Source organism: Streptomyces sp. NPDC003300, assembly GCF_040610915.1.
In the GTDB taxonomy this organism is placed as follows: Bacteria; Actinomycetota; Actinomycetes; order Streptomycetales; family Streptomycetaceae; genus Actinacidiphila.
The window spans coordinates 140730-158913 of sequence record NZ_JBEXNE010000004.1; the positions used below are offsets into that span (position 1 = coordinate 140730).

The window sequence follows — 18184 nt, forward strand, 5'->3', positions numbered from 1 at the left end:
AACAGGGGTGGTTCGTTTTAGTCGAAAGTGAGGGAGCGCATTTTTGCCTCGAGTACGGTCAGATTATGGAATCCCCGGCGTTTATTGCGTTCGGTTCCTCGAAATATCGCAATCTCAATACCGTGCGTGCCGCACAGGGCGCAGGGGCAGGTGCGCCAGGGGGCGTCGCTAAGCGTGCGTTCATAGTAGGTGAGGTAGCTCTTCTTTTTCTGTCCGAGGACGAGGGATTCGTAGGTTTCGAGGGCGGCGAGTACGTCTTCGAGTGGCGTTTCTTCGCGGTCGAATTCCCGTAGGGCGCGCAGGCAGGCTCGTTCGGCGGTGATGGCCTGGGCCTGGGAGACGCTGCCGGACAAAATGAGCCGTTTGAGGGCGGGGTTGCCGTCGACCTGCGGGACTCTGATGGCCGTGTAGGAGTCGGTGGCTGTGTGGTAGTTGTTGCGGTCGTCCATAAATGCCTGACGGAAGACGGAGGTGCTGTCGAAACTGGTCACACCGTGGCGGGCGAACTGCTCCATGCTGTCGACCCGGTTGATGCCGAGCAGGTGCAACTGGGTGTCGGGGGTGCGGGTGGAGTCGATAGCGCGCAGGCAGGCGAGGATCTCGTATGATTTGAGGGGGACCATGCCTCCCAGGGCGATCCGCCGGTAGCCCATCTTCTGCAGTTCCTGGACGCTGTGCGCATAACTGTGCGGGCCCCACCCTTGGGCTGCGCCGACCGGTTCGAAGCGTGTGCCTGACGCGGGGGCGGCGGCGATGAAATCTTCGGCGAGTTCGAGGGAAATCTGCTGGCGGTTTATCCACGCCTCTTCGGGTTCCGCGTCGGATTCTTCCGGAATGTAGCCGAAGATGATGTGGTCGATGCTGATGCCCGCGTCAAATCCGCATCGGCCGTAGAAGTCGAGGACTTCGTCCACCTCATAGGGCGGGCGCTCTTCGTCGATGTAATTGAAGGCGCCGCAGTCACCGATGGTGGAGCATGTCTCAGGCAGGCGGAAGAAGTTCTTCACACCTAGGCGGTAGAAACGCTCGCGCTGCGGGGCGGAATATTTACCCGCGCCGTTTATGGATCCGTCGACTACCGCCTTGCTGACAAGGATCCCGTCGTAGGGGATCGGTGTCACGGCCTGGTGGGCGTAGACGTCATCACGTTGCCGTACTCGGTAGGGCGAGTACTCGTCGTTGATGAAGTCGTAGGTGGGGCTTACCAGGTCCTGACTGTCAGGGAAATAGAATTTCACGCGGCTTTTGCCTTTTCCTGCACATAGATACGGAGGAGGTAGTTCGACAGAGTACTGATGTGGCGGGGGTTGTTTTGGAGTTCGTTCCAGGGAGTGTTCAGGTCGGGCCAGCGCCCCTTGGTCCAGTAGCAGTGCGGGGCGATCAGGGCGAGTTCGGCCCGTGCCTGCTCAAGGGCGCGGGGAGAGCCGGGGTCGATGGCCATCATCACGCGGTCCATCAGACGCCCCATGGAGCGGATGCCCACCCCGTGCATCAGCCGACTCTGAGTGGGGGGCAGCCCCCATGCTTCGGGGAAGGTGTCACGCACGGCGCTCCAGTAGACGACCAGGATCTGGCGGATGGTGGCCGTATCAACGGTGCCGTTGGACAGGTTCTTGTAGGGGAAGAAGGCGCCTGAGGGGGAGTTGAGGGATTCCTGGATGGCCGTGGTGAGGCTGTTGTCCGTGACCACGGCATCCGCTTTTTGCTCCGCAGTGGTGGAGGGGCGGCGCACCAGTCCGCGAAACGGTGAGTCCTTGTCGTGGTTGAGGGCTTCGACCAGGACGGAGGGGAGCTTGCGGGCGGAGAGTTTGGTCGGCAAGGCCGTGCCGACCTCCGGGAGGAGCTCCGTGACGAGGTTGGTGGGCAGAGGGGAAACCGTGTTCACGCGCAAGAACTGGTCCCGTTGGGTTTCCAGGTCTTCGGCGACAAAGCCGGCGATGGTGACGGCCAGGCGGGTGTTGTGGGTGCGGGCCAGGGCCAGACTGCGCTGCTGGCCATCGACGATCCAGGCCGGCCGGGGGGCATCGTGTGAATCGGGCAGGGGGATTTCCAGCGTCCCCGAGGTGCACAGGCCATCGCTGCTGCCCGGGCCGGGGCTGGACTTGAACCGCACGGTGGAGGGCAGCGCCAGGATCAGACCGTTGGGGAAGAGGACCTCGTCGCTGTCGAGGTACTGCAGGATCTGCCTCACGTGCTGCTTCTTCTCGGGGCGCTGATAGCCGATCAGCTTGCCCGCTTCGTCCCGGGAGATCCGTGCGACGTCGGCGACCTGAGCCACCTCCTCGGCCGCCAGCGTGAAGACATACAGCGGGATCGTGGGGTGCTGCTCGATCCGCAGGGCCCGGCGCTTAAGCACAGTGGAACTCATCAGCGGCCAATCGTTGCCGTGTACAGGTCCGCGAAGCGTTTTTGTTCGCAGGCCATCCCCTTGTCTCGCAGCAGGCGCAGCAGACGGGTACGGGAGGAGTCGGGGTGGAGGTGCTTCATCTCCTTGATGAAGGAGATCACCGTCTCGTCCGGCACCGGTGTGCGGGCGTAGAGTTCGCGGTGGGCCGCCTGGGCAGCCCATCCGGCCCATCGCGCCTGTGCGGTGGGGGTGATGAGGCGGCCCGGTGTGCAGTGCTCCAGCCAGGATGCCGCCGTCCGGACATTCAGACTGGTCAAAGTGCCTCCCAGGGCGCGCCGCAGGGCGGCGTTGGCCGGCACGCGCGTCACTCCGTCCAGATCGCTGGCGCCCCCGATCAACACCACCTCGGCGCCGGTGGCACCGAGCGCGAGCAGGTCGCGGTGCATGGCCTGGGCGTAGGTCTCTGACAGCACCACCAGCGCCCGTCCGGCGGCCGTCACGATCTGGCTAAGGTCGCAACTGCCGTCCATGCGTTGCAGGTGATCCCACCAGTCGACCGCCTCGGCGGTGGAGGAAACCACGGAATCTGCGTGTCGTGGCATGAAAGTCGCGGCATACGAGGGCGCGAGGCTGGAGACTGGCCGCAGGCCCAGGCCGGCCGAGGCCGCGTATAGGCGAGGGGCGAATCCTGCCTGGGATGCGGTGGCGGTTAGCGCAAGAGCGCGCCTCCACTGATCTCCCTGGTACAACCCGTCCAGTTGCCGCTGGCCCTGCCCGGCGCCCAGGCGGCGTGCCCACTCCGAGGCCCGCCGCGGCACCTCCCCCGCCGGTAGCGCGCGGGCGTGCAGATCGGCCGCAGGGGGCGAGGCCTTCCGGTCCGTGCACGTGACCACGATGGGCAACTCGTTCACTGCGACTCGACCCCTGGCTTCCGTAACTCGCTTGCTGTTGAGGTTACTGTAGCCGCTAGTTAGCGAGGTAGGCTGCACCTGTCTCGACTGAGGCAACTGGACTTCAGACAAGGGAGTGACAGCATGGACCGTCCCGCGATCGTGTTGCTGAGCGGCGGCCTGGACTCGACCACGGTGCTGGCCATCGCGAAGGACCAGGGGTTCACTCCCTATGCACTCAGCTTCCGCTACGGCCAGCGGCACAGCATCGAGTTGGAGGCCGCGCAGCGTGTCGCCGCGGTTCAGGGCGTAGCCCGGCACGTCATCGCCGACATCGATCTGCGGGTCTTCGGCGGCTCCGCGCTGACGGCTGACATCGAGGTGCCCAAGCACGAGACGCTGCAAGAGGTAAAGGATGCGGGGGTGCCGATCACCTACGTGCCCGCCCGCAATACGATCTTTTTGTCGTTCGCGCTGGCATTCGCCGAGACCGTCGGCGCCAGCGACATCTTCACCGGTGTGACGGCCGTGGACTACAGCGGCTACCCCGACTGCCGCCCCGAGTACATGGAGGCGTTTGCCGCAATGGCCAACCTGGCCACCCGGGCGGGAGTCGAAGGAACCTCCAAGATCACGCTGCACTCCCCCCTGATCGCACTGTCCAAGGCAGACATCGTCCGCGAGGGCCTGCGCCTGGGCGTGGACTACTCCCTCACCTCCTCCTGCTATGACCCCGACGAGCAGGGACGGGCCTGCGGCAAGTGCGACACCTGCCTGCTGCGCCTGAAGGGCTTCGCCGAAGTCGGCGTGAAGGATCCCGTCCGGTACCAGAGCGTCTGAGCATGACCTACCTGATCAAGGAAATTTTCTACACGCTGCAGGGCGAAGGCAGCCATGCCGGACGACCGGCAGTCTTTTGCCGCTTCTCCCGCTGCAACCTGTGGACGGGCCGGGAGCAGGACCGCTCCCGCGCCATCTGCCAGTTCTGCGACACCGATTTCGTCGGCACCGACGGCGAAGGCGGCGGCCGCTTTGCCACCGCCGACGATCTGGCCGATGCCGTGGAGGCCGCCTGGCCCACCACCGACCCGACCCACCGGTTCGTGGTGTGCACCGGTGGAGAGCCCCTGCTGCAGTTGGACGAGGCAGCCATCGACGCCTTCCACGGCCGCGGCTTCGAGATCGCGGTGGAGACCAACGGTACCCGGCCGGCCCCGCGCGGTATCGACTGGCTGTGCGTCAGCCCGAAGATCGGCTCCACGCTGGTCCTCACCCGCGGCGACGAACTGAAACTGGTCTACCCCCAAGCCGGTGGCGAACCGGCGCAGTTCGAAGACCTCGGCTTCCGCCACTTCAGACTGCAACCGCTGGATGACGCCCACCGCGAGGACCACACCCGCGCCGCTGTCGAGTACTGCATGAAGAACCCGCGCTGGACGCTTTCTCTCCAGACGCACAAGTATCTGGGAATTCAGTAATGGAAATCTTTCGCGAGTTCACCTTCGAAGCGGCCCACCGCCTGCCGCGCGTGCCTGACGGGCACAAGTGTGCCCGCCTGCACGGCCACTCCTACGCGGTTTCCGTGCACGTCGAGGCCCCCGTGGATGCGGAGTTGGGCTGGGTGATGGACTTCGGCGACATCAAGCAGGCTTTCAAACCGATCGACGCACAACTGGACCACTACTACCTCAATGACATCGAGGGTCTTGAGAACCCCACCAGCGAAAACCTGGCCCGCTGGATCTGGGACCGGATGATCACCGAACTCCCCGTCCTGTCCGCGATCACCGTGCGCGAGACCTGCACTTCCGGCTGCACCTACCGAGGGGAGTAGACGCATGCACGACATTCAAAACGAACCCGACAACCGCGGCATCGCTATCGACGAGGTCGGCATCAGCGGCCTGCGCTACCCCCTCACCTTCGACGACGGCCATACCCGCCAGCAAGGCATCGCCGACATCAGCGTCACCGTCGCTCTCCAAGCCGACCGGCGCGGCACCCACATGAGCCGCATGATCGCGCTCGTGCACGAGGAAATCGCCACCCTCACCCCGCAGGAACTGCCCCTTGCCCTCAAGCGGGGCCTCAGCCTGCTGGACGCCCCGGCTCTGACTCTCACCCTCGCGCTGCCGCTCGCCACATCGGTCACCGCTCCCGCCAGCCGGCAGGAATCCTGGCAGACACACGACATCACCATCAGTGGCCGCATCACCCCGGACGGCTGCACCGTCACAACCGAGGTCACCACCGATGTCACCAGCCTGTGCCCGTGCTCCAAGGCCATCTCCGACTACGGCGCGCACAACCAGCGCAGCGAGATCACCCTCCAGGTGACCGGCAGCGCTGACACCCCCTACCCGCTGCCCGTCCACGAGATCATCCAACTACTTCGCTCCACCGGTTCCGCCCCCGTGATCCCCCTCATCAAACGGTCCGACGAACGCGTCGTCACCATGCAGGCCTACGACCGCCCCGCGTTCGTCGAAGACATCATCCGCGAAATAAGCCTCGCTTGTCGCAAAAAGGGTATCTCCCACGCCGTCAAGGCAAAGAACCTGGAGAGCATTCACAGCCACGACGCCATTGCCACCCTGACCTACACCTGTTGATTCAGGGGGCAGCCCTTAGCCGGCAGTGCAACTCGGAAATGTGTCGGCGTCGGCCGAGGATGAGGAAGCCGAAGGCGGTACGGCCAGTATCCGCCCCTTTCTCCGCTAATCCCTCCGGATCGAGATCTTGCAATGCGTCCAGGGCCGCGCAGTCGGGCCGGCACGCCACCCTCAGTTCTACGCACCAGCAACGTTGGCGCTCTTTGCCTTCGCGCTGCCGGGCACGGCCCAAACTCATCGTCTCGGCCGAAGGCTGAAGAGTGTGAACTGCGGCACGACACGGTGGTTCCGTTGCGGGCACACTTAACCCTCCGTATCGTGTCTGGCAACGCGTCGACGGAGACGAGTAGCCATGGATCACGCGGGCAGAGAGAGTCGCTGATAGCTGGGAAAGCGGCCTCGCGCCCATGGTGAAGACCCTCCCGAGCGCGGGGAGGAACGGCCTTCGGGCCCAATGCCCCGCCAGCTAGCCCCTGTTATCGGGCTGAATGAGGCCGCTGCCCGTTGCGGGTGGCGGCGAAAGTGCGGTGGCACCGCGAGTTGCCCCTTCTCGCCCGCACTCCCAAGGGATCATGACGACGCCCCTGGAGGGCTGCGATGATCCACCCCACTAGCCGCGTGCTGATCGCCGACCTACGCGGCCGTATCGGCCAATCGGTGTCGGTCTCCGGCTGGGTGAACGCGCTGCGACTGCAACGCAAGATGCAGTTCGTCATCCTGCGCGACCACAGCGGCATGGCCCAGGTGACCCATAAGCGCGACGGCGGGCACCTCGAAGCCGTCCTCGAATCGCTCAGTCCCGAATCGGCGGTCCGTATCACCGGACGTGTCGTAGAGGCGGCCCAGGTCAACCTGGGTGGTCTGGAGATCGTGCCCGAGACGGTCGAAGTGCTGAACCGCGCGGAGACGCCCCTCCCGATCGACGAGCACACCGGTCTGGAGCACCGACTCGACTGGCGCTTCCTCGACGTACGCAAGAGGGCCGCCGCACAACTGGTGTTCGCCGTGCAGACGACGCTGGAGGAGGGTCTGCGCGAGTACGCCATGCGGAACGGCTGCACCGAGATGCACACCCCCAAGCTCATGGGCACCGCCTCGGAGTCCGGGGCCGAGGTGTTCAAGCTGGGGTACTTCGACCGCTCGGCGTACCTTGCGCAGTCGCCACAGTTCTACAAGCAGATGGCCGTGGCGGCCGGTATCGACCGGGTCTTCGAGGTCGGGCCGGTCTTCCGGGCGGAGCCGTCCTTCACCTCTCGGCATGCGACCGAGTTCACCGGCGTGGATGTAGAACTGTCGTGGATCGACGACGTCGAGGACGTGATGCGCTTCGAGGAGCGGATGCTCGCGCACGCGATCGCGAAGGTCGCCGAGATTCACGGTGAGGCGATCCGAACGGCCCTCGGTGTTGAGGTCGTCGTGCCGGAGGTGCCGTTCGCCAGGATCACGATGGCCGAGGCGCAGAGGGTCCTGCGGGCCGGAGGCTGGGACCCGGAGGGAATCAAGGAGGACCTGGACCCGGAAGGCGAGCGCGCTCTCGCTGCCCACATCGCAGAGACCACGGGCCATGAATTCGTGTTCATCACTCGCTACCCGGCCAGCATTCGGCCCTTCTACCACATGCGGCCGACGGACGAGCCTGACCTGACGCTCAGCTTCGACCTGCTCTGGAAGGGCCTGGAGATCACCACGGGGGCCCAGCGTGAGCACCGCTCCGACGTGCTGCTGAAGCAGGCCGAGGAGAAGGGCATGGAGGTCGAGTCCATGCGGGACTACCTCAACATCTTCCGGTTCGGGTGCCCACCGCACGGCGGCCTGGGGGCCGGCCTGGGCCGCATCCTGATGGTGATGCTCGGCCTGGACTCGATCCGCGAGGCCACCTTCCTGTTCCGCGGACCGAACCGCCTCACACCCTGACCGCAGGCTCACGTTGCTGCACCACCGTCACATTGACGGTGGTGCAGCAGGTTCGCTCAGAATCGGGTGTGGCCGAGGTCAAGGGTCCACGCCTCGGCGGGGTTCCTGTCCCAGTAGTCGCGCAGCGCCAGCTCTCGGTCGGAGTACGACCCACGACGGCACAGGCCGCCGTGGGAGAGAGTGACACTGAGCGCAAGTGGAGACTCGGTGGTGACCCAGTGCGGCGTCAACGCATGGCTCCACAACTGGTCGCCCGGCCGCATGGTCGCCGACTGCCGATCCTTTTCCTCATGCCTTGGGGCGTCTTCCGCGGTGGTCTCTCCGAGGATCGCGCCTTCCGCCGACAGGTGCTTGTCCGGATCGTGGTAGCTGTGGAAGGTCTTGACTCCGTGCACCTGCCACACCAGGCCGTGCGAGTTGTCGCAGTGGTACGTAGAAGCCACACCCTGCGTGGACAGGAACAGGATCGGAGCGCACCGCTGCCAGGTGAAACCTTGCGCTGACAGGTAGGTGCGCCAGGGCACCATGACTTCCTCCTGGAAGCCCTTCAGGACCTCGCCGTAGAACCGTGCGAGGTTGAAGTGGACGAGGCGGAAAGACCAATGAATGACTTCCTTGACCGGAGCCGTCCGGAACGCTGCCGTGCGATCCATACGTACCCGCCAGTCGTCCGGCCCGAGGATGGTGAACCGTACTTCCTCGTCCTGGCGGACGAGGTCGAGAACGTCGAGGGCGGGCGGGAACTGATAGTCGAGGGGGACTCGTACGGGGAAGTTCGGCGGCTGCCTCCAGCGAGTTGTGAAGTCTTCGGGGTCGGTGACCGCGACCGGTGGTTTCACGTGGTCCTCCTTTCAGACGGCCGCGCAGTCGTGTGAGGTGCGCCGGCAGATGGCCACGCAGTCGGGCTGGACACGGTCGTTCGTCGGCGCGTCAAGGAAGGCTTTGATCTCCGCACGCGTGGCGTGGACGCTCGTCGCGGATGCGCCGTAAGGACACTGGCGAATTTCGCCCTTGGCCGATACGTAGAGGGCGGCCGACTGGCACGGGTGGCTCTCTTCGTCGGACGACTGCGTGCGCCGTAGGTCGTCGAGGTAGAGCTTGTATCCCTCGGACAGGCGGAAGTGCCGGCTCAACACCGCCGTATCGCTCTCGCGTTGTACGAGGGAGTCCTCGGCCGAGCGTCCCGCCCACCGCAAGGCTTCTTCGGAGAGGAGCACGGGGCTCAGTTGAACAGCGATCTCTGTGCCCGCGACGAGACCGGCGAGCTGCGCGGCCTCGTCCGCGTGCACGTCCCAGTAGGTCAGATGGAGCACCTTCGACGGGGTGTCGACCGCGTTCAGCGTCGCGACGGCCGAGACCGCGGTCCGGGCGGTGCGGCCCAGCGCCATTGCGCCCCGGGAGTCGGCTGAGACGGTCACATTCGTCAAGAGGTGACCGACCTCCGCCAGGGCAGCGACCTCAGCCTTCGTACGGGCCGAGGTGACCATGGACACGCTCATGCCGAACTGGACGGCCAGGCGGACGAGTTGCCGAAGGTCGGGGTGGTGAGTGGGCTCACCTCCGGTGATGCACACGGCTTCGACGCCGGCTTCCCTCAACCGGGAGAGGGAGCGCGTGTAGGTCGCGACGCTCAGGAAGCCATGAGCGCGGTCGGCTCGAAAGCAGAAGCCGCACGCGACCGCGCAGTGCCCGGCTGTCGATATCAAGGCCGTACGAGCACGGGGGTTCATTGGACCCCCGTGCTGTCCCACACCGCGACGGCGACGGTGCCTTGGTAGAAGGCGCACATCTCGGGATCAGGTGTACGGCCGCCGATGAGGGCCTGTTCGTTACGAGACGGGCCGCCGCAGATGGCCAGCGCCGGGCAGTCGCCGCACTCGCTGATCGGCGCGACGTTCTTCGCTGCCCCGGCGAGGAGTCCGGGGTTGGACCGTAACTCGTCGAGGGTGTGGAGGAACGTGGGCTCGGTGAAGTTGATGTCGCACACGCTGATCCGGTTGCCGGGCAGTAGCGCGGCGTTGAGGCTGCGGTCCCCCTGCAGGTGGTCGAAGAGCATGGGCCGACGGGTGTCGAGTGCTTGGAAGGCCCGGTCGAGGACGGAGAACAGCATCCCGCCCTTGCCGAGCGCGGTCAGCCGGGCCTCGGAGAGCTCTCGGGCCAGGTCCGCGCCGTTCACCCGCCACCTGCCCCCTGTGGGAATGGGCGTGTTGACGTAGATGAACTTGAGGCCGAGCTCGTCGATGATCCACCGCACGCTCTCGGCCAAGCGCCCGATGTTGGAACGTGTCGGCGTGAGATTGCAGCCCACGTGCAGACCGTTCGCCTGGACGAGGCGGTGGACGTTTCGGCGGATACGGTCGTCGGCGGGCTGCCCGCCCAGAAGAAGCCGGTTCTCCGAGTTGATTCCCGGCGGGCCATCGATGGAAATACCCACTCCGTACTGATGTTCAACGAAGTGGTCGAGCGCCTCGTCGGTGAGGCGGGCACCGTTGGTGACGACCGTACGCCTCACCCGGGCCACGCCGTAGCGGGCCGCGAGGGTGTCGGCGAGCGCGTCGCCGTACTTCATGAGGTCGAAGCGGATGGTCGGCTCGCCGCCGAACCACTGGATCGAGACCTCTTCCTGCCCTGCGTTCTGCTCGAACAGGAACTCCAAGCCGTCGGACAGTTCTTGTTCCGTCATGTCCGGTTTTCCGCTGTTCGTATCGACGAAGCAATACGTGCAGGCCATGTTGCAGCGATCGGTGAGAACCACCCGGAGTCCGCTGACCCGGCGCGGCGTGGGACTGACGCCGAGTGTGTGGAGGCGGTCGTGGAGGGCTTCACGGCGGTCGACTGCCGGTGCGTCGTGGGTGAAGCCAAGCCCGGCGAGGGCTGCGTGCGTCGCGGTTGGGGGAACGCCGGCGCGGTCGGTGACCTCGCCGGCGTCGAGAAGCACACTTTCCAGCGTGACCGGGTCGAGGAGAACAGCCTCTCCGTCGCGGTCGTACTGGAAGTATTTCCCCCACAGGAGTTGGGGGGTGGCCATTCGGTCAGGCCACCGTTTCCTCTTCGGCGATGCCCAGTTCCGCCATGACCCCGCGGACCTGCCTCTCGCCATCGGCCTGGAGCCGGGCCGTGGCGGCCGGAGAGCCGCCGTCGGAGAGGACGATGACGCCGGGCAGCGTCGGATTCGGCGCGATGACCGTGAGCCCGGCGGGCTCGGTGCTGATGACCATGATCGCGCCGTCCAGGCCGACCCAGTCGGTGCTGTCCTTCAACGCTTCGAGGATGCGGCCCTGCTCGTCGCGGAAGGAGGCGCGCTCACCCATCCACACGCCTGCCTTGGTCTTGGAGTCCACGACATCCGCGTAGATCAGGTGGTCCTGCTTTTCTCGCCTGGCTTTTGGCATGACTTATCTCCTTGATGGGACGATGGATGCCCGGGGGTGGGCAGTTCTGATCCGATCCGGCAGTCGTCGGCCGGGTGCTCATAGCCCCGCGGATTCCTGCGGTTGGCCCTGTCTCCCGCGTCTCCGCGCCCGGCTCGATCTGGCGTGCGCCACTGAGCGCTTCGGGGTCATTCCAGAGCTACGAAGGCGACGGTCAGACCGGCTGAGCAGGCGACTCGATTACAGATCCAGACGGGTCTACGCCGTAGGAAACGGAGAGCCCCGCCGACAACTGCGCGTGAGATGACTATTCCAATCCGTGACCGTCGTGTGCGGACAGATTGTCCGCAGGAATCTGCCGCGCACTCCCTTGACGGGGACGGTCGATCTGCTAGCGGAGCTGGCAAGGCAGTTGGGCACGGCCTCCGCGCCCGTCGACTGATCAGGCGAGTCTGCCTAGAAAGCGCCCGTCGGCCGGGCGGAGCGGGAGGTTAACAGTTGATGATCGGACCGGCGGGGGTGGACAACGTCCGTACGCTGGTCGTGAGTGCTGCGACTCGAAGGGACCGAACCGTCCATGACTGAGAACCTGACGCTGGGAGACCGGCTCCGCATAGCGCGCAGGACGCGCCAACTGTCGGCTGCGCAGCTCGCGCAGAAGGTGGCGATCTCGCCGAGCTACCTCCAGAAGCTGGAGTCGGGCGCTCGCAAGGCCACCCCGTCCTTGATGCTGGCGCTGGCGAACGCCCTGCACTTCGGCCCGGAAGTGCTGACCGGCCAGCCGTACTACGGTGAGCCCGAGGCGGAGGACGGGGTGCACGCCGTTGTCCCCGAGCTGCGCCGCCTGCTGCTCTGCTACGACACCCCCGACGAGCTGGAGATCGCTCCGCGTTCTCTGGCGGTGCTCGCGTCGGAGGTCGACCAGGTGTCGGCGCTGCGTCGTGATGCGCGGTACGTGCCGATGGGGCCGTTGCTGCCGCCGATCATCAGTGAGCTGTCGCACGTGGCGCTCGACGCGAACGGGGCTGATCAGCGAAAGGCGTTCTGGCACCTGGCCAGAGCGTACCGTGCGGTGAACTCCCTGGCCCACAAGCTGGGTCACCACGATCTGTCGAACACCGCGTTGGAGCGCGTGCGATGGGCGGCTGACCGGTCCGGCGACCGGTTGATGCAGTTCACCGCTGGGTATCTCGTCGCCGGCGCGATGTTGCGACAAGGCGCCTTCGGGCCTGCCCGCCGCAAGCTTCTGGCGCTGCGGGACGAACTGGAGAGGACGCAGCCCGAGCGCGCGTTCACCGAGGACGCCCTGGCGGTTGACGGCGCCCTGGTGCTCAAGCTGGCAGTGGTCGAGTCCCGGGAGAACCGGCCGGACGCCGCCAGGGAGTATCTCCGGGAGGCCGAAGCGATCGCGATGATGGCGGGCAACCGGGACTCCATCGCGTACGAGACCTCGTTCGGACCGACGAACATCCGCATCCACGACGTCCACGCGATGATCGACATGGGAGACGCCGAGCAAGCGCTGGCCCGCTTGGTGGAGTGGGCGCCGGAGGGCGGTGAGTGGGCGCCGCCGACATCGACGGTCGGCGAACGGTCGAGTCACCATCACATTGACGTGGCAGCGGCGAAGCTCACGGTGGGAGACCGGGCGGGTGCGTTCGCGGATCTCCAGCGTGCGCGGAAGCTCGCCCCGAACCACACACGCTTCCACCCGTCGGTACGGGAGACCGCGGGCGCGCTGCTCCGCATCGACGCGCATCCGTCCAACGAGCTCTCGTCGTTCGCGAGTTGGGCTGGCATCTAGCACAAATTGACGTCTCGTCAAGAGAGCGAGGGGGCGTTACCTGCGGACAGTCTGTGTGCTCACGGCGCTTGCAGAATGGAATGGTCTTCTCACAGCCAGTTGTGAGGAGGCCATTCGCATGATGTCCGAAGCCAACCCCGGCGCTGCCGCTCGGCCGCCTCGATGGATGCCCATCGGTGAGGAAGCCGATCTGTGTGCCGCGGGGAGGTGGTGGGACGCGATCCGTGCGCCCGAAACCATCGGCCGTCGAGCCATCGCGTTTCTGGTCGAGGCCGGCCAGCAGCTCGGCCCGGTGATTCTGGACGACGGGGGACCTGAGCCGCGTATGTATTTCCTGGCGTCCGTAGGCGCCAGCGAGGGTTGGGACGAGCCGGCAACCGTCGCGCTCGGGCGTTCGTGTCATGTCGTTGTCCCTCCGGCCCACCGGATTTCTCCGCCGGGCCTGCACTGGCACAGCCTCCCCACCCAACCACGCGTCTTCGCGCGGGCTGACTCGTTGCGACGTGCCCTTGCCAAGGCACGCAAGGAACAGCAGGGCCCGAGTTTTCCGCCGAGCCCTGCGCCGTAGACGCGTCGGCCCGCACCTGCGCCGGAAGCGCGCACGGTCCGGATTCGGAGCGTCGTTCACCCACCCTGATCATTCGATGGAAGGCCGGTCTGGTGTACGCCACCCCTCGCAAGAAGGACCCGCAGTACGACCACAGTCGGCAGCACGCGACGATTCCGCTCACCCTGCACCAGCACGACGGCACCGAGCTGGAGATCGAGCTGGTGCTGAGCCCGGACGAGATGGAGCTCCACTGGGCACTCCTGGAGCGACTGATCGACCGGCGCGACGCAGAGAACCGAGCTGCGGATCTGGCAGCGGCCTGAGGCGATGGCCGTGTTGACATCGCCGCCGACGACGGACGCGCGGGTCGTTCTCGCTCTCGCGGCCGACGTCTCCGGCGACCGGCTGTCGGGGAAGGCGGGCGTCGTATGCGGCACGCGCCAGGGCCGGTTGGTCTACATCGGTTGGGCGAGGGTGGCCATCGACGGCTCCGCGCGACAGCTCTCGTGCCAAGTGCACGCGTGTGCCGTCTGTCGCAGTGCCGGGCGCTACGGGGACACGACGGTGCGCGGCGAGGCGACGGCTGAACCACGTCAGTGCACGCGAACCCGTCGCTCGTCGTGACGGCCTCCAACGGCTCGCCGCACACCGTGAAACTGCCCCGCAGCAGATGACTTCGGTCGTGGGACACCTTCCCGGCCGTCTGCCTGCTGCGGGGTGACCCACCTCCCTCCCTGTTGGAGAGGGGGAGCGATGGGCAAGGCCCTGGGCGTCCTTCCGACGCCCAACCCCCGTACGGCCTTGCCTCTCGGCCGAGCACGCTCAGGTACGGGGCGGTAACGCACAAGTCCCTTGTGGCGGGCGGGTTCCCAGCACTCAGCCCGCCCGCCACAAGCGGGCGCGCGACCTTTCATGTGTTTCTCGTCGCCCTCAATCGGAGCCAGAATGCTCGCCGTTGTCGCCGAACTACTCAATTCAGCGCTCGCATGTACCCCAATGCGCGGTGAGACCAGCGAGAGGGCCCAGCGCTGTGGCGCTTAGCATCTCTCTTCTTCTTGTCCTGCTGATCGTCGTTGTGCTGCTGCTTCGGCAGAAGGCGGTCAAGCCGATGCCCGCGCTGGTCTGCGCCCTGCTCGGTTTTGAGGCGGCCACGTCGCGAGCGGCACTGGCGATATCACAGGGAATTGCGAACGTTGCCAACGTGATTGGCGGCATCCACTTCTAGACACACATCTCCGGCGTGCCAATGCGGAGGTTGTGCGCCCAAGGGGCCGTAATCGGGCCCCCAAAATTCAGACCGCGTGTGAACGGAGGCCGGCTGGTGTCTTCTCGGGATGAAATATTCCGCCCCGCCTATCATCCGGCGGGTCGGGACGAGGAATTACGTTTCGCGATGGAGGAGTTGCGTGTCGGACGGTGGTTGCCCGTCTGGAAGTTGCTGGCCCGGACCGGTACCAACTGGGGTTTGGGAGGGTTCGGAGGGGAGGCCGCAGGTGATCAGCGTCACCGCTTGGAATCGGTTCGTGCTGCGAGTGCCGAAGTTCTCGGCACTCGCAGCACGAACCAGTGCGCTACCTGCTCCTACGCAACAGATGTGCCGCAGATCACGCGCGATGAATAGAGCTTGCGGTCACGACCCGATCGAACGCGGCGCGCCTCCGGCCTGGCGATGGTGGCCTTCGCGGGCGGAGGAAAGCGCTCCTTCGGTCGGTGACGCCCAGAACCTCCCCATCGTCTCGCTGAAGGACCACGCCGACGATACGCTCGCGGCCCCTAATCAGCCGCACGCTGGCGTTCGTCCCGAGCGCTTCAGCCGTTCGCCGCGTCGCCCGGCAGAACGGCCTCCGCCTCATCCATGAAGCGGACGGCGATCAGCAGACCACGCGGCTCGCGGACGCGTCCGTGCAGCAGACGCTCGGCGTGGTCGTGCCCGAGGCGAGCTCACTTGATGGCGCGGAGCTGTACTTGTAGGTGGGCCGCGGGGCCGCCCGGATCGACGTCAGAAAGCTCATGACGGCGCCGGCCCATTTACTTGGGTCGGCGCCGGACGGTTCTAGGGCTTTCCACTGCGGTGGTAGCCGGCCCACAGACGGCCTCCGGCCTGGTTGAGGGCCTCGTCGGCGATTGCGATGAGTCGTGCTGTTCGGCCGTCGAGGGCCTGCTGAACGCCGGTGTGGAGGCGTGCGGTGAGGCCGGGGGCTGCGGTGTCGAGGCGGCGAGCGAGCCATTTGCCGCCGCCATTCCAGGTGTTGTGGACGGCGAGGGTGAGTTCGGCGGTGCGGCGGGCGATTTCGGTGGAGATGAAGAGGCGTTCGCCGGGGTCGGTGCAACTGGTGAGGTCGTCGAGGAGGTCGGTGAGTGCGTAGCGGCGGTTTTCGATCTCCTCGACGGGTGTCGGTGGGGGACCGGCCGCGACCAGCGATTCGGCGTGGGCTTTGATGCGGGCGCCCACCCTGTCGGTGTCGAAGAGAAGGGTGCCGCCGGCGCACATCCACATGAGCGGGCACCGGCGTGTGGGGACTTCCCGCTCGATGAAGGCGTGCCAGGTCTCCTCGGTGTGCACGAACAGTTCGACGGGCCAGCCGTGCCGGTGGACGCTCAACCGGTACGGTGCCGGCTCACCGTCCAGGACGATGACGATGTCCAGGTCCGATGTCGCCGTGCGGCGGTCGGTGATGACGCCGCCGCAGAGGAAGGCGGCCCGTGCGTCGGGGTGGAGTTCTTTGACCACGGCGTGCGCGGCGTCGGTCGGTTCCATGGGAGAGATTGTCGATCAGCTGTGGATCGCACGCATCGTGGTTTCGTCCCTAGACCCTCTCCGGTCGATCATGGCCTTCGTATCTGGGGACTTCCCGGACGAGCCGTAGGGCGCAGCGCTTCGGCGGCGGACGTCGGATCGCGGAGGAGTCCGGCGGTGACGCGCGCGTCCCGTCGGCACTCCCCCAGCGCGCCGGCCCGCCGCACCTCAGGGTCGGGGTCGGCAAGCAGCGCTGACCGCTCGTCCGGCGGCAGCTCCTCCCATGCGCGCACCGCGCTGCGACGCGCTGCCGGATCCCGGTGCGTAGCCAAGGCGGCCACGAATGAGGGCGCGAGATGAGGTGAGTCCAGCAGGGCCGTCCGGACGGACGGGTCGGGGTCGTCGAACAGGCGGGCGCACACAATGTCCGGCAGCGGCGCGACCGTCGTACGCGGGTCGCACCACTCGGGTCCGTATGCGAGAGCGCCCCGCACCTTGGGGAGAGGGTCGTCCGCGAGCCGGGCCCGCTGCGCAGGCTCGGCCCTGGCGCTCATCGCGAAGTCGGTACGGGCGCCCGGGTTCGGGTGAGCCAGGATCAGCGCGACGGCCGGCTCGGGGAGTTCGGCCCGCTGGAGTGCGTGACGGGGCGGACCGTCACCGCCGTCGAAGGCGAGCAAGCGCAGCAGCAACGGTGTCGGGACCGCCGGGTTGCGGGCGACTCCGTCCAGCGCGGACGCGTGGAACGCGACCATGAATCCCCTGCTCCTTCGCCGGCTGATCCACGATCATGATCCCTCGCCCGTCAGGCCGTCAGACGGTCGGGCCGTCATGATCGGCCGGACAGCACCTGAGCTGTGGGACGCGGCTCGCGAAGGCCTTCGCGAACCGGAACAGCCGATGGGGGTCGCCATACTTACGCGGTGCCGCTCTCGTGGTCGTCGTCCCGGTCCCTCGCGAGCGCGGTTGGCAGCGGCAGCCCGTATTTGTCACACAGGAATCGGGTCTGGCAATACCGCTGGGCGTCGGCGGACACCCTGCCGAGGATCGCGGCATTCATGCCGGCTCCGACGAGGACACCCACGACCGGTACGACCTTGGCGACGTTTTCCACTGACACCTTGGACCCGGCCGGGCCGAGCTGCTGCATCAGCTTCTCAAGTGCGGCCAGGAGATGGTGGTCCTGGCGGAGTTTGTCCGACCACCGTATGCGCCCTCTGACTGCCTCCGCCGCCCGAGCGGTGTCACGCAATGGCTCGACCTTGGCTGCCTGTGCCACGAAGGACCGGCGTACCAGGCGCTGGATGAAGACCTGCTCGTCGGGATCTTTGGCGTCGTAGCCGTAGGAGTACGCGATGCGCGCCGCGATCGATGTGCTCAGCACCTGGATGACGAGGATATCCGCGGTCATCGCGACAGGGATACCGGCGACGGGGACCATGGCCAGCAGGCCCATAGCACCACCTTCGAGCGCGCCGGCGGTCCGCCACGTGAGGGCGTTGAAGGTCAGCAGCCTGTCGCAGGACTTGAGGTCCTTCTGCCGCAGCTCGGTGAAATTGTTGAGCTCCACACCTCGCTTGCGGGCGAGCTTCTCGACGCTCTTCGGGTCGTTCAGCTCCAGCGCCCAGTCGTTGACCAGATCGAGCAGCGCTGCCGCTGCCGCGAGTGCCGGTCGCGCCGCCTTGGTGGCGACGGCGTCACCGGCGCGACGGATCGGTTCCTTGACTGCCTTGGGCACAGCGTCCCTGACCCGGCTCACCGCGCTTCCGGCGGCCTCACCAGTGCGACCGAGCGCGGCGTTCGCCCAGTTCGGCAGACCGCGACGGTTGTCGCGGCGCTCCCAGTGCTCATTGAGCGCGGTCCACACCTGCCCCTCGTAGGCACTCATCGGAGGCGCACCGTCGACGAGTGGGCTGGCGTGAGGGCTCATTGGGATTCTCCCTTTCGACTGTGCTTGCTGGC

At 66.4% G+C, this 18184-nt stretch carries 19 protein-coding genes; 9 read left to right on the forward strand and 10 right to left on the reverse strand.

The genetic code is table 11. The features are described from left to right. Positions 1–17: 17 nt before the first annotated feature. From dpdA to ABZX65_RS07730, 3 genes are read right to left on the reverse strand one after another with little or no spacing between them, the layout of a single operon-like run. Complete coding sequence (dpdA, locus tag ABZX65_RS07720) at positions 18–1238, reverse strand: tRNA-guanine transglycosylase DpdA (protein ID WP_355336029.1); 1221 nt, start codon at positions 1236–1238, stop codon at positions 18–20. After that, positions 1235–2368, reverse strand: coding sequence for a DGQHR domain-containing protein DpdB (dbpB, locus tag ABZX65_RS07725; protein ID WP_355336031.1), 1134 nt, complete (start codon positions 2366–2368; stop codon positions 1235–1237). Before dbpB ends, dpdA begins: the two co-directional genes overlap by 4 nt. Then, entirely contained in the window at positions 2368–2928 is a 561-nt protein-coding gene (locus ABZX65_RS07730) for a hypothetical protein (protein WP_355336033.1), read from the reverse strand. Before ABZX65_RS07730 ends, dbpB begins: the two co-directional genes overlap by 1 nt. Before the next feature lie 453 nt (positions 2929–3381). On the opposite strand from ABZX65_RS07730, the gene queC reads away from it, so the two are divergent. The 5 genes from queC to aspS all read left to right on the forward strand — a co-directional run bounded on the left by queC (position 3382) and on the right by aspS (position 7763). Beyond that, complete coding sequence (gene queC, locus ABZX65_RS07735) at positions 3382–4077, forward strand: 7-cyano-7-deazaguanine synthase QueC (protein WP_355336035.1); 696 nt, start codon at positions 3382–3384, stop codon at positions 4075–4077. 2 nt (positions 4078–4079) lie between these two features. Further along, a complete protein-coding gene (queE, locus tag ABZX65_RS07740; RefSeq protein ID WP_355336037.1) occupies positions 4080–4715 on the forward strand; it encodes a 7-carboxy-7-deazaguanine synthase in 636 nt (211 codons plus the stop codon). Then, positions 4715–5071, forward strand: coding sequence for a 6-carboxytetrahydropterin synthase QueD (gene queD / locus ABZX65_RS07745; RefSeq protein WP_355336038.1), 357 nt, complete (start codon positions 4715–4717; stop codon positions 5069–5071). Before queE ends, queD begins: the two co-directional genes overlap by 1 nt. 4 nt (positions 5072–5075) lie before the next feature. Next, positions 5076–5849, forward strand: a complete 774-nt coding sequence (locus tag ABZX65_RS07750; RefSeq protein WP_355336040.1) for a GTP cyclohydrolase I FolE2 — start codon at positions 5076–5078, stop codon at positions 5847–5849. 597 nt (positions 5850–6446) lie between these two features. Further along, positions 6447–7763, forward strand: a complete 1317-nt coding sequence (aspS, locus tag ABZX65_RS07755) for an aspartate--tRNA(Asn) ligase (RefSeq protein ID WP_355336041.1) — start codon at positions 6447–6449, stop codon at positions 7761–7763. Between the two features lie 56 nt (positions 7764–7819). On the opposite strand, the gene ABZX65_RS07760 is transcribed toward aspS, so the two are convergent. The 4 genes from ABZX65_RS07760 to ABZX65_RS07775 are packed head-to-tail and all read right to left on the reverse strand — an operon-like array spanning position 7820 to position 11155. Continuing rightward, complete coding sequence (locus ABZX65_RS07760) at positions 7820–8602, reverse strand: hypothetical protein (protein ID WP_355336043.1); 783 nt, start codon at positions 8600–8602, stop codon at positions 7820–7822. A 12-nt stretch (positions 8603–8614) separates the two neighbouring features. Then, entirely contained in the window at positions 8615–9469 is an 855-nt protein-coding gene (locus tag ABZX65_RS07765; RefSeq protein ID WP_355336045.1) for a radical SAM protein, read from the reverse strand. Positions 9470–9489: 20 nt separating this feature from the next. Then, positions 9490–10791 carry a radical SAM protein gene (locus ABZX65_RS07770; protein ID WP_355336047.1) on the reverse strand — a complete coding sequence of 434 codons (1302 nt, stop codon included), beginning with the start codon at positions 10789–10791 and terminating at the stop codon, positions 9490–9492. Positions 10792–10795: 4 nt separating this feature from the next. Beyond that, positions 10796–11155, reverse strand: a complete 360-nt coding sequence (locus tag ABZX65_RS07775; protein ID WP_355336049.1) for a hypothetical protein — start codon at positions 11153–11155, stop codon at positions 10796–10798. 556 nt (positions 11156–11711) lie between these two features. Between ABZX65_RS07775 and ABZX65_RS07780 the strand changes: the two genes are divergently transcribed. The 4 genes from ABZX65_RS07780 to ABZX65_RS07795 all read left to right on the forward strand — a co-directional run bounded on the left by ABZX65_RS07780 (position 11712) and on the right by ABZX65_RS07795 (position 14713). After that, entirely contained in the window at positions 11712–12938 is a 1227-nt protein-coding gene (locus tag ABZX65_RS07780; RefSeq protein WP_355336051.1) for a helix-turn-helix transcriptional regulator, read from the forward strand. Between the two features lie 118 nt (positions 12939–13056). Further along, on the forward strand, positions 13057–13506 hold the full coding sequence (locus tag ABZX65_RS07785; protein WP_355336053.1) for a hypothetical protein: 450 nt from the start codon (positions 13057–13059) through the stop codon (positions 13504–13506). Positions 13507–13598: 92 nt separating this feature from the next. Further along, complete coding sequence (locus ABZX65_RS07790) at positions 13599–13811, forward strand: hypothetical protein (RefSeq protein WP_355336055.1); 213 nt, start codon at positions 13599–13601, stop codon at positions 13809–13811. 707 nt (positions 13812–14518) lie between these two features. Continuing rightward, positions 14519–14713 (forward strand): hypothetical protein, encoded by a 195-nt coding sequence (locus tag ABZX65_RS07795; RefSeq protein WP_355336057.1) that lies wholly within the window; start codon positions 14519–14521, stop codon positions 14711–14713. A gap of 828 nt (positions 14714–15541) precedes the next feature. On the opposite strand, the gene ABZX65_RS07800 is transcribed toward ABZX65_RS07795, so the two are convergent. The 3 genes from ABZX65_RS07800 to ABZX65_RS07810 all read right to left on the reverse strand — a co-directional run bounded on the left by ABZX65_RS07800 (position 15542) and on the right by ABZX65_RS07810 (position 18110). Further along, the gene (locus ABZX65_RS07800) at positions 15542–16246 is read right to left on the reverse strand and encodes a nucleotidyltransferase domain-containing protein (protein WP_355336058.1); all 705 of its coding nucleotides are present in this window, start codon (positions 16244–16246) and stop codon (positions 15542–15544) included. A 68-nt stretch (positions 16247–16314) separates the two neighbouring features. Next, positions 16315–16977, reverse strand: a complete 663-nt coding sequence (locus ABZX65_RS07805) for a hypothetical protein (protein ID WP_355336060.1) — start codon at positions 16975–16977, stop codon at positions 16315–16317. Between the two features lie 161 nt (positions 16978–17138). Then, positions 17139–18110 (reverse strand): EcsC family protein, encoded by a 972-nt coding sequence (locus ABZX65_RS07810; RefSeq protein WP_355336062.1) that lies wholly within the window; start codon positions 18108–18110, stop codon positions 17139–17141. Between the last annotated feature and the right edge of the window lie 74 nt (positions 18111–18184).

Bases quoted from the DNA above. Each gene is read 5' to 3' on its own strand.
- queD (WP_355336038.1), top strand. From the start codon at position 4,715: ATGGAAATCTTTCGCGAGTTCACCTTCGAAGCGGCCCACCGCCTGCCG.
- ABZX65_RS07750 (WP_355336040.1), top strand. From the start codon at position 5,076: ATGCACGACATTCAAAACGAACCCGACAACCGCGGCATCGCTATCGAC.
- ABZX65_RS07770 (WP_355336047.1), bottom strand. From the start codon at position 10,791: ATGGCCACCCCCCAACTCCTGTGGGGGAAATACTTCCAGTACGACCGC.
- ABZX65_RS07805 (WP_355336060.1), bottom strand. From the start codon at position 16,977: ATGGTCGCGTTCCACGCGTCCGCGCTGGACGGAGTCGCCCGCAACCCG.
- ABZX65_RS07810 (WP_355336062.1), bottom strand. From the start codon at position 18,110: ATGAGTGCCTACGAGGGGCAGGTGTGGACCGCGCTCAATGAGCACTGG.
- ABZX65_RS07780 (WP_355336051.1), top strand. From the start codon at position 11,712: ATGACTGAGAACCTGACGCTGGGAGACCGGCTCCGCATAGCGCGCAGG.
- aspS (WP_355336041.1), top strand. From the start codon at position 6,447: ATGATCCACCCCACTAGCCGCGTGCTGATCGCCGACCTACGCGGCCGT.
- ABZX65_RS07785 (WP_355336053.1), top strand. From the start codon at position 13,057: ATGATGTCCGAAGCCAACCCCGGCGCTGCCGCTCGGCCGCCTCGATGG.
- queE (WP_355336037.1), top strand. From the start codon at position 4,080: ATGACCTACCTGATCAAGGAAATTTTCTACACGCTGCAGGGCGAAGGC.
- ABZX65_RS07800 (WP_355336058.1), bottom strand. From the start codon at position 16,246: ATGGAACCGACCGACGCCGCGCACGCCGTGGTCAAAGAACTCCACCCC.
- ABZX65_RS07775 (WP_355336049.1), bottom strand. From the start codon at position 11,155: ATGCCAAAAGCCAGGCGAGAAAAGCAGGACCACCTGATCTACGCGGAT.
- queC (WP_355336035.1), top strand. From the start codon at position 3,382: ATGGACCGTCCCGCGATCGTGTTGCTGAGCGGCGGCCTGGACTCGACC.
- dbpB (WP_355336031.1), bottom strand. From the start codon at position 2,368: ATGAGTTCCACTGTGCTTAAGCGCCGGGCCCTGCGGATCGAGCAGCAC.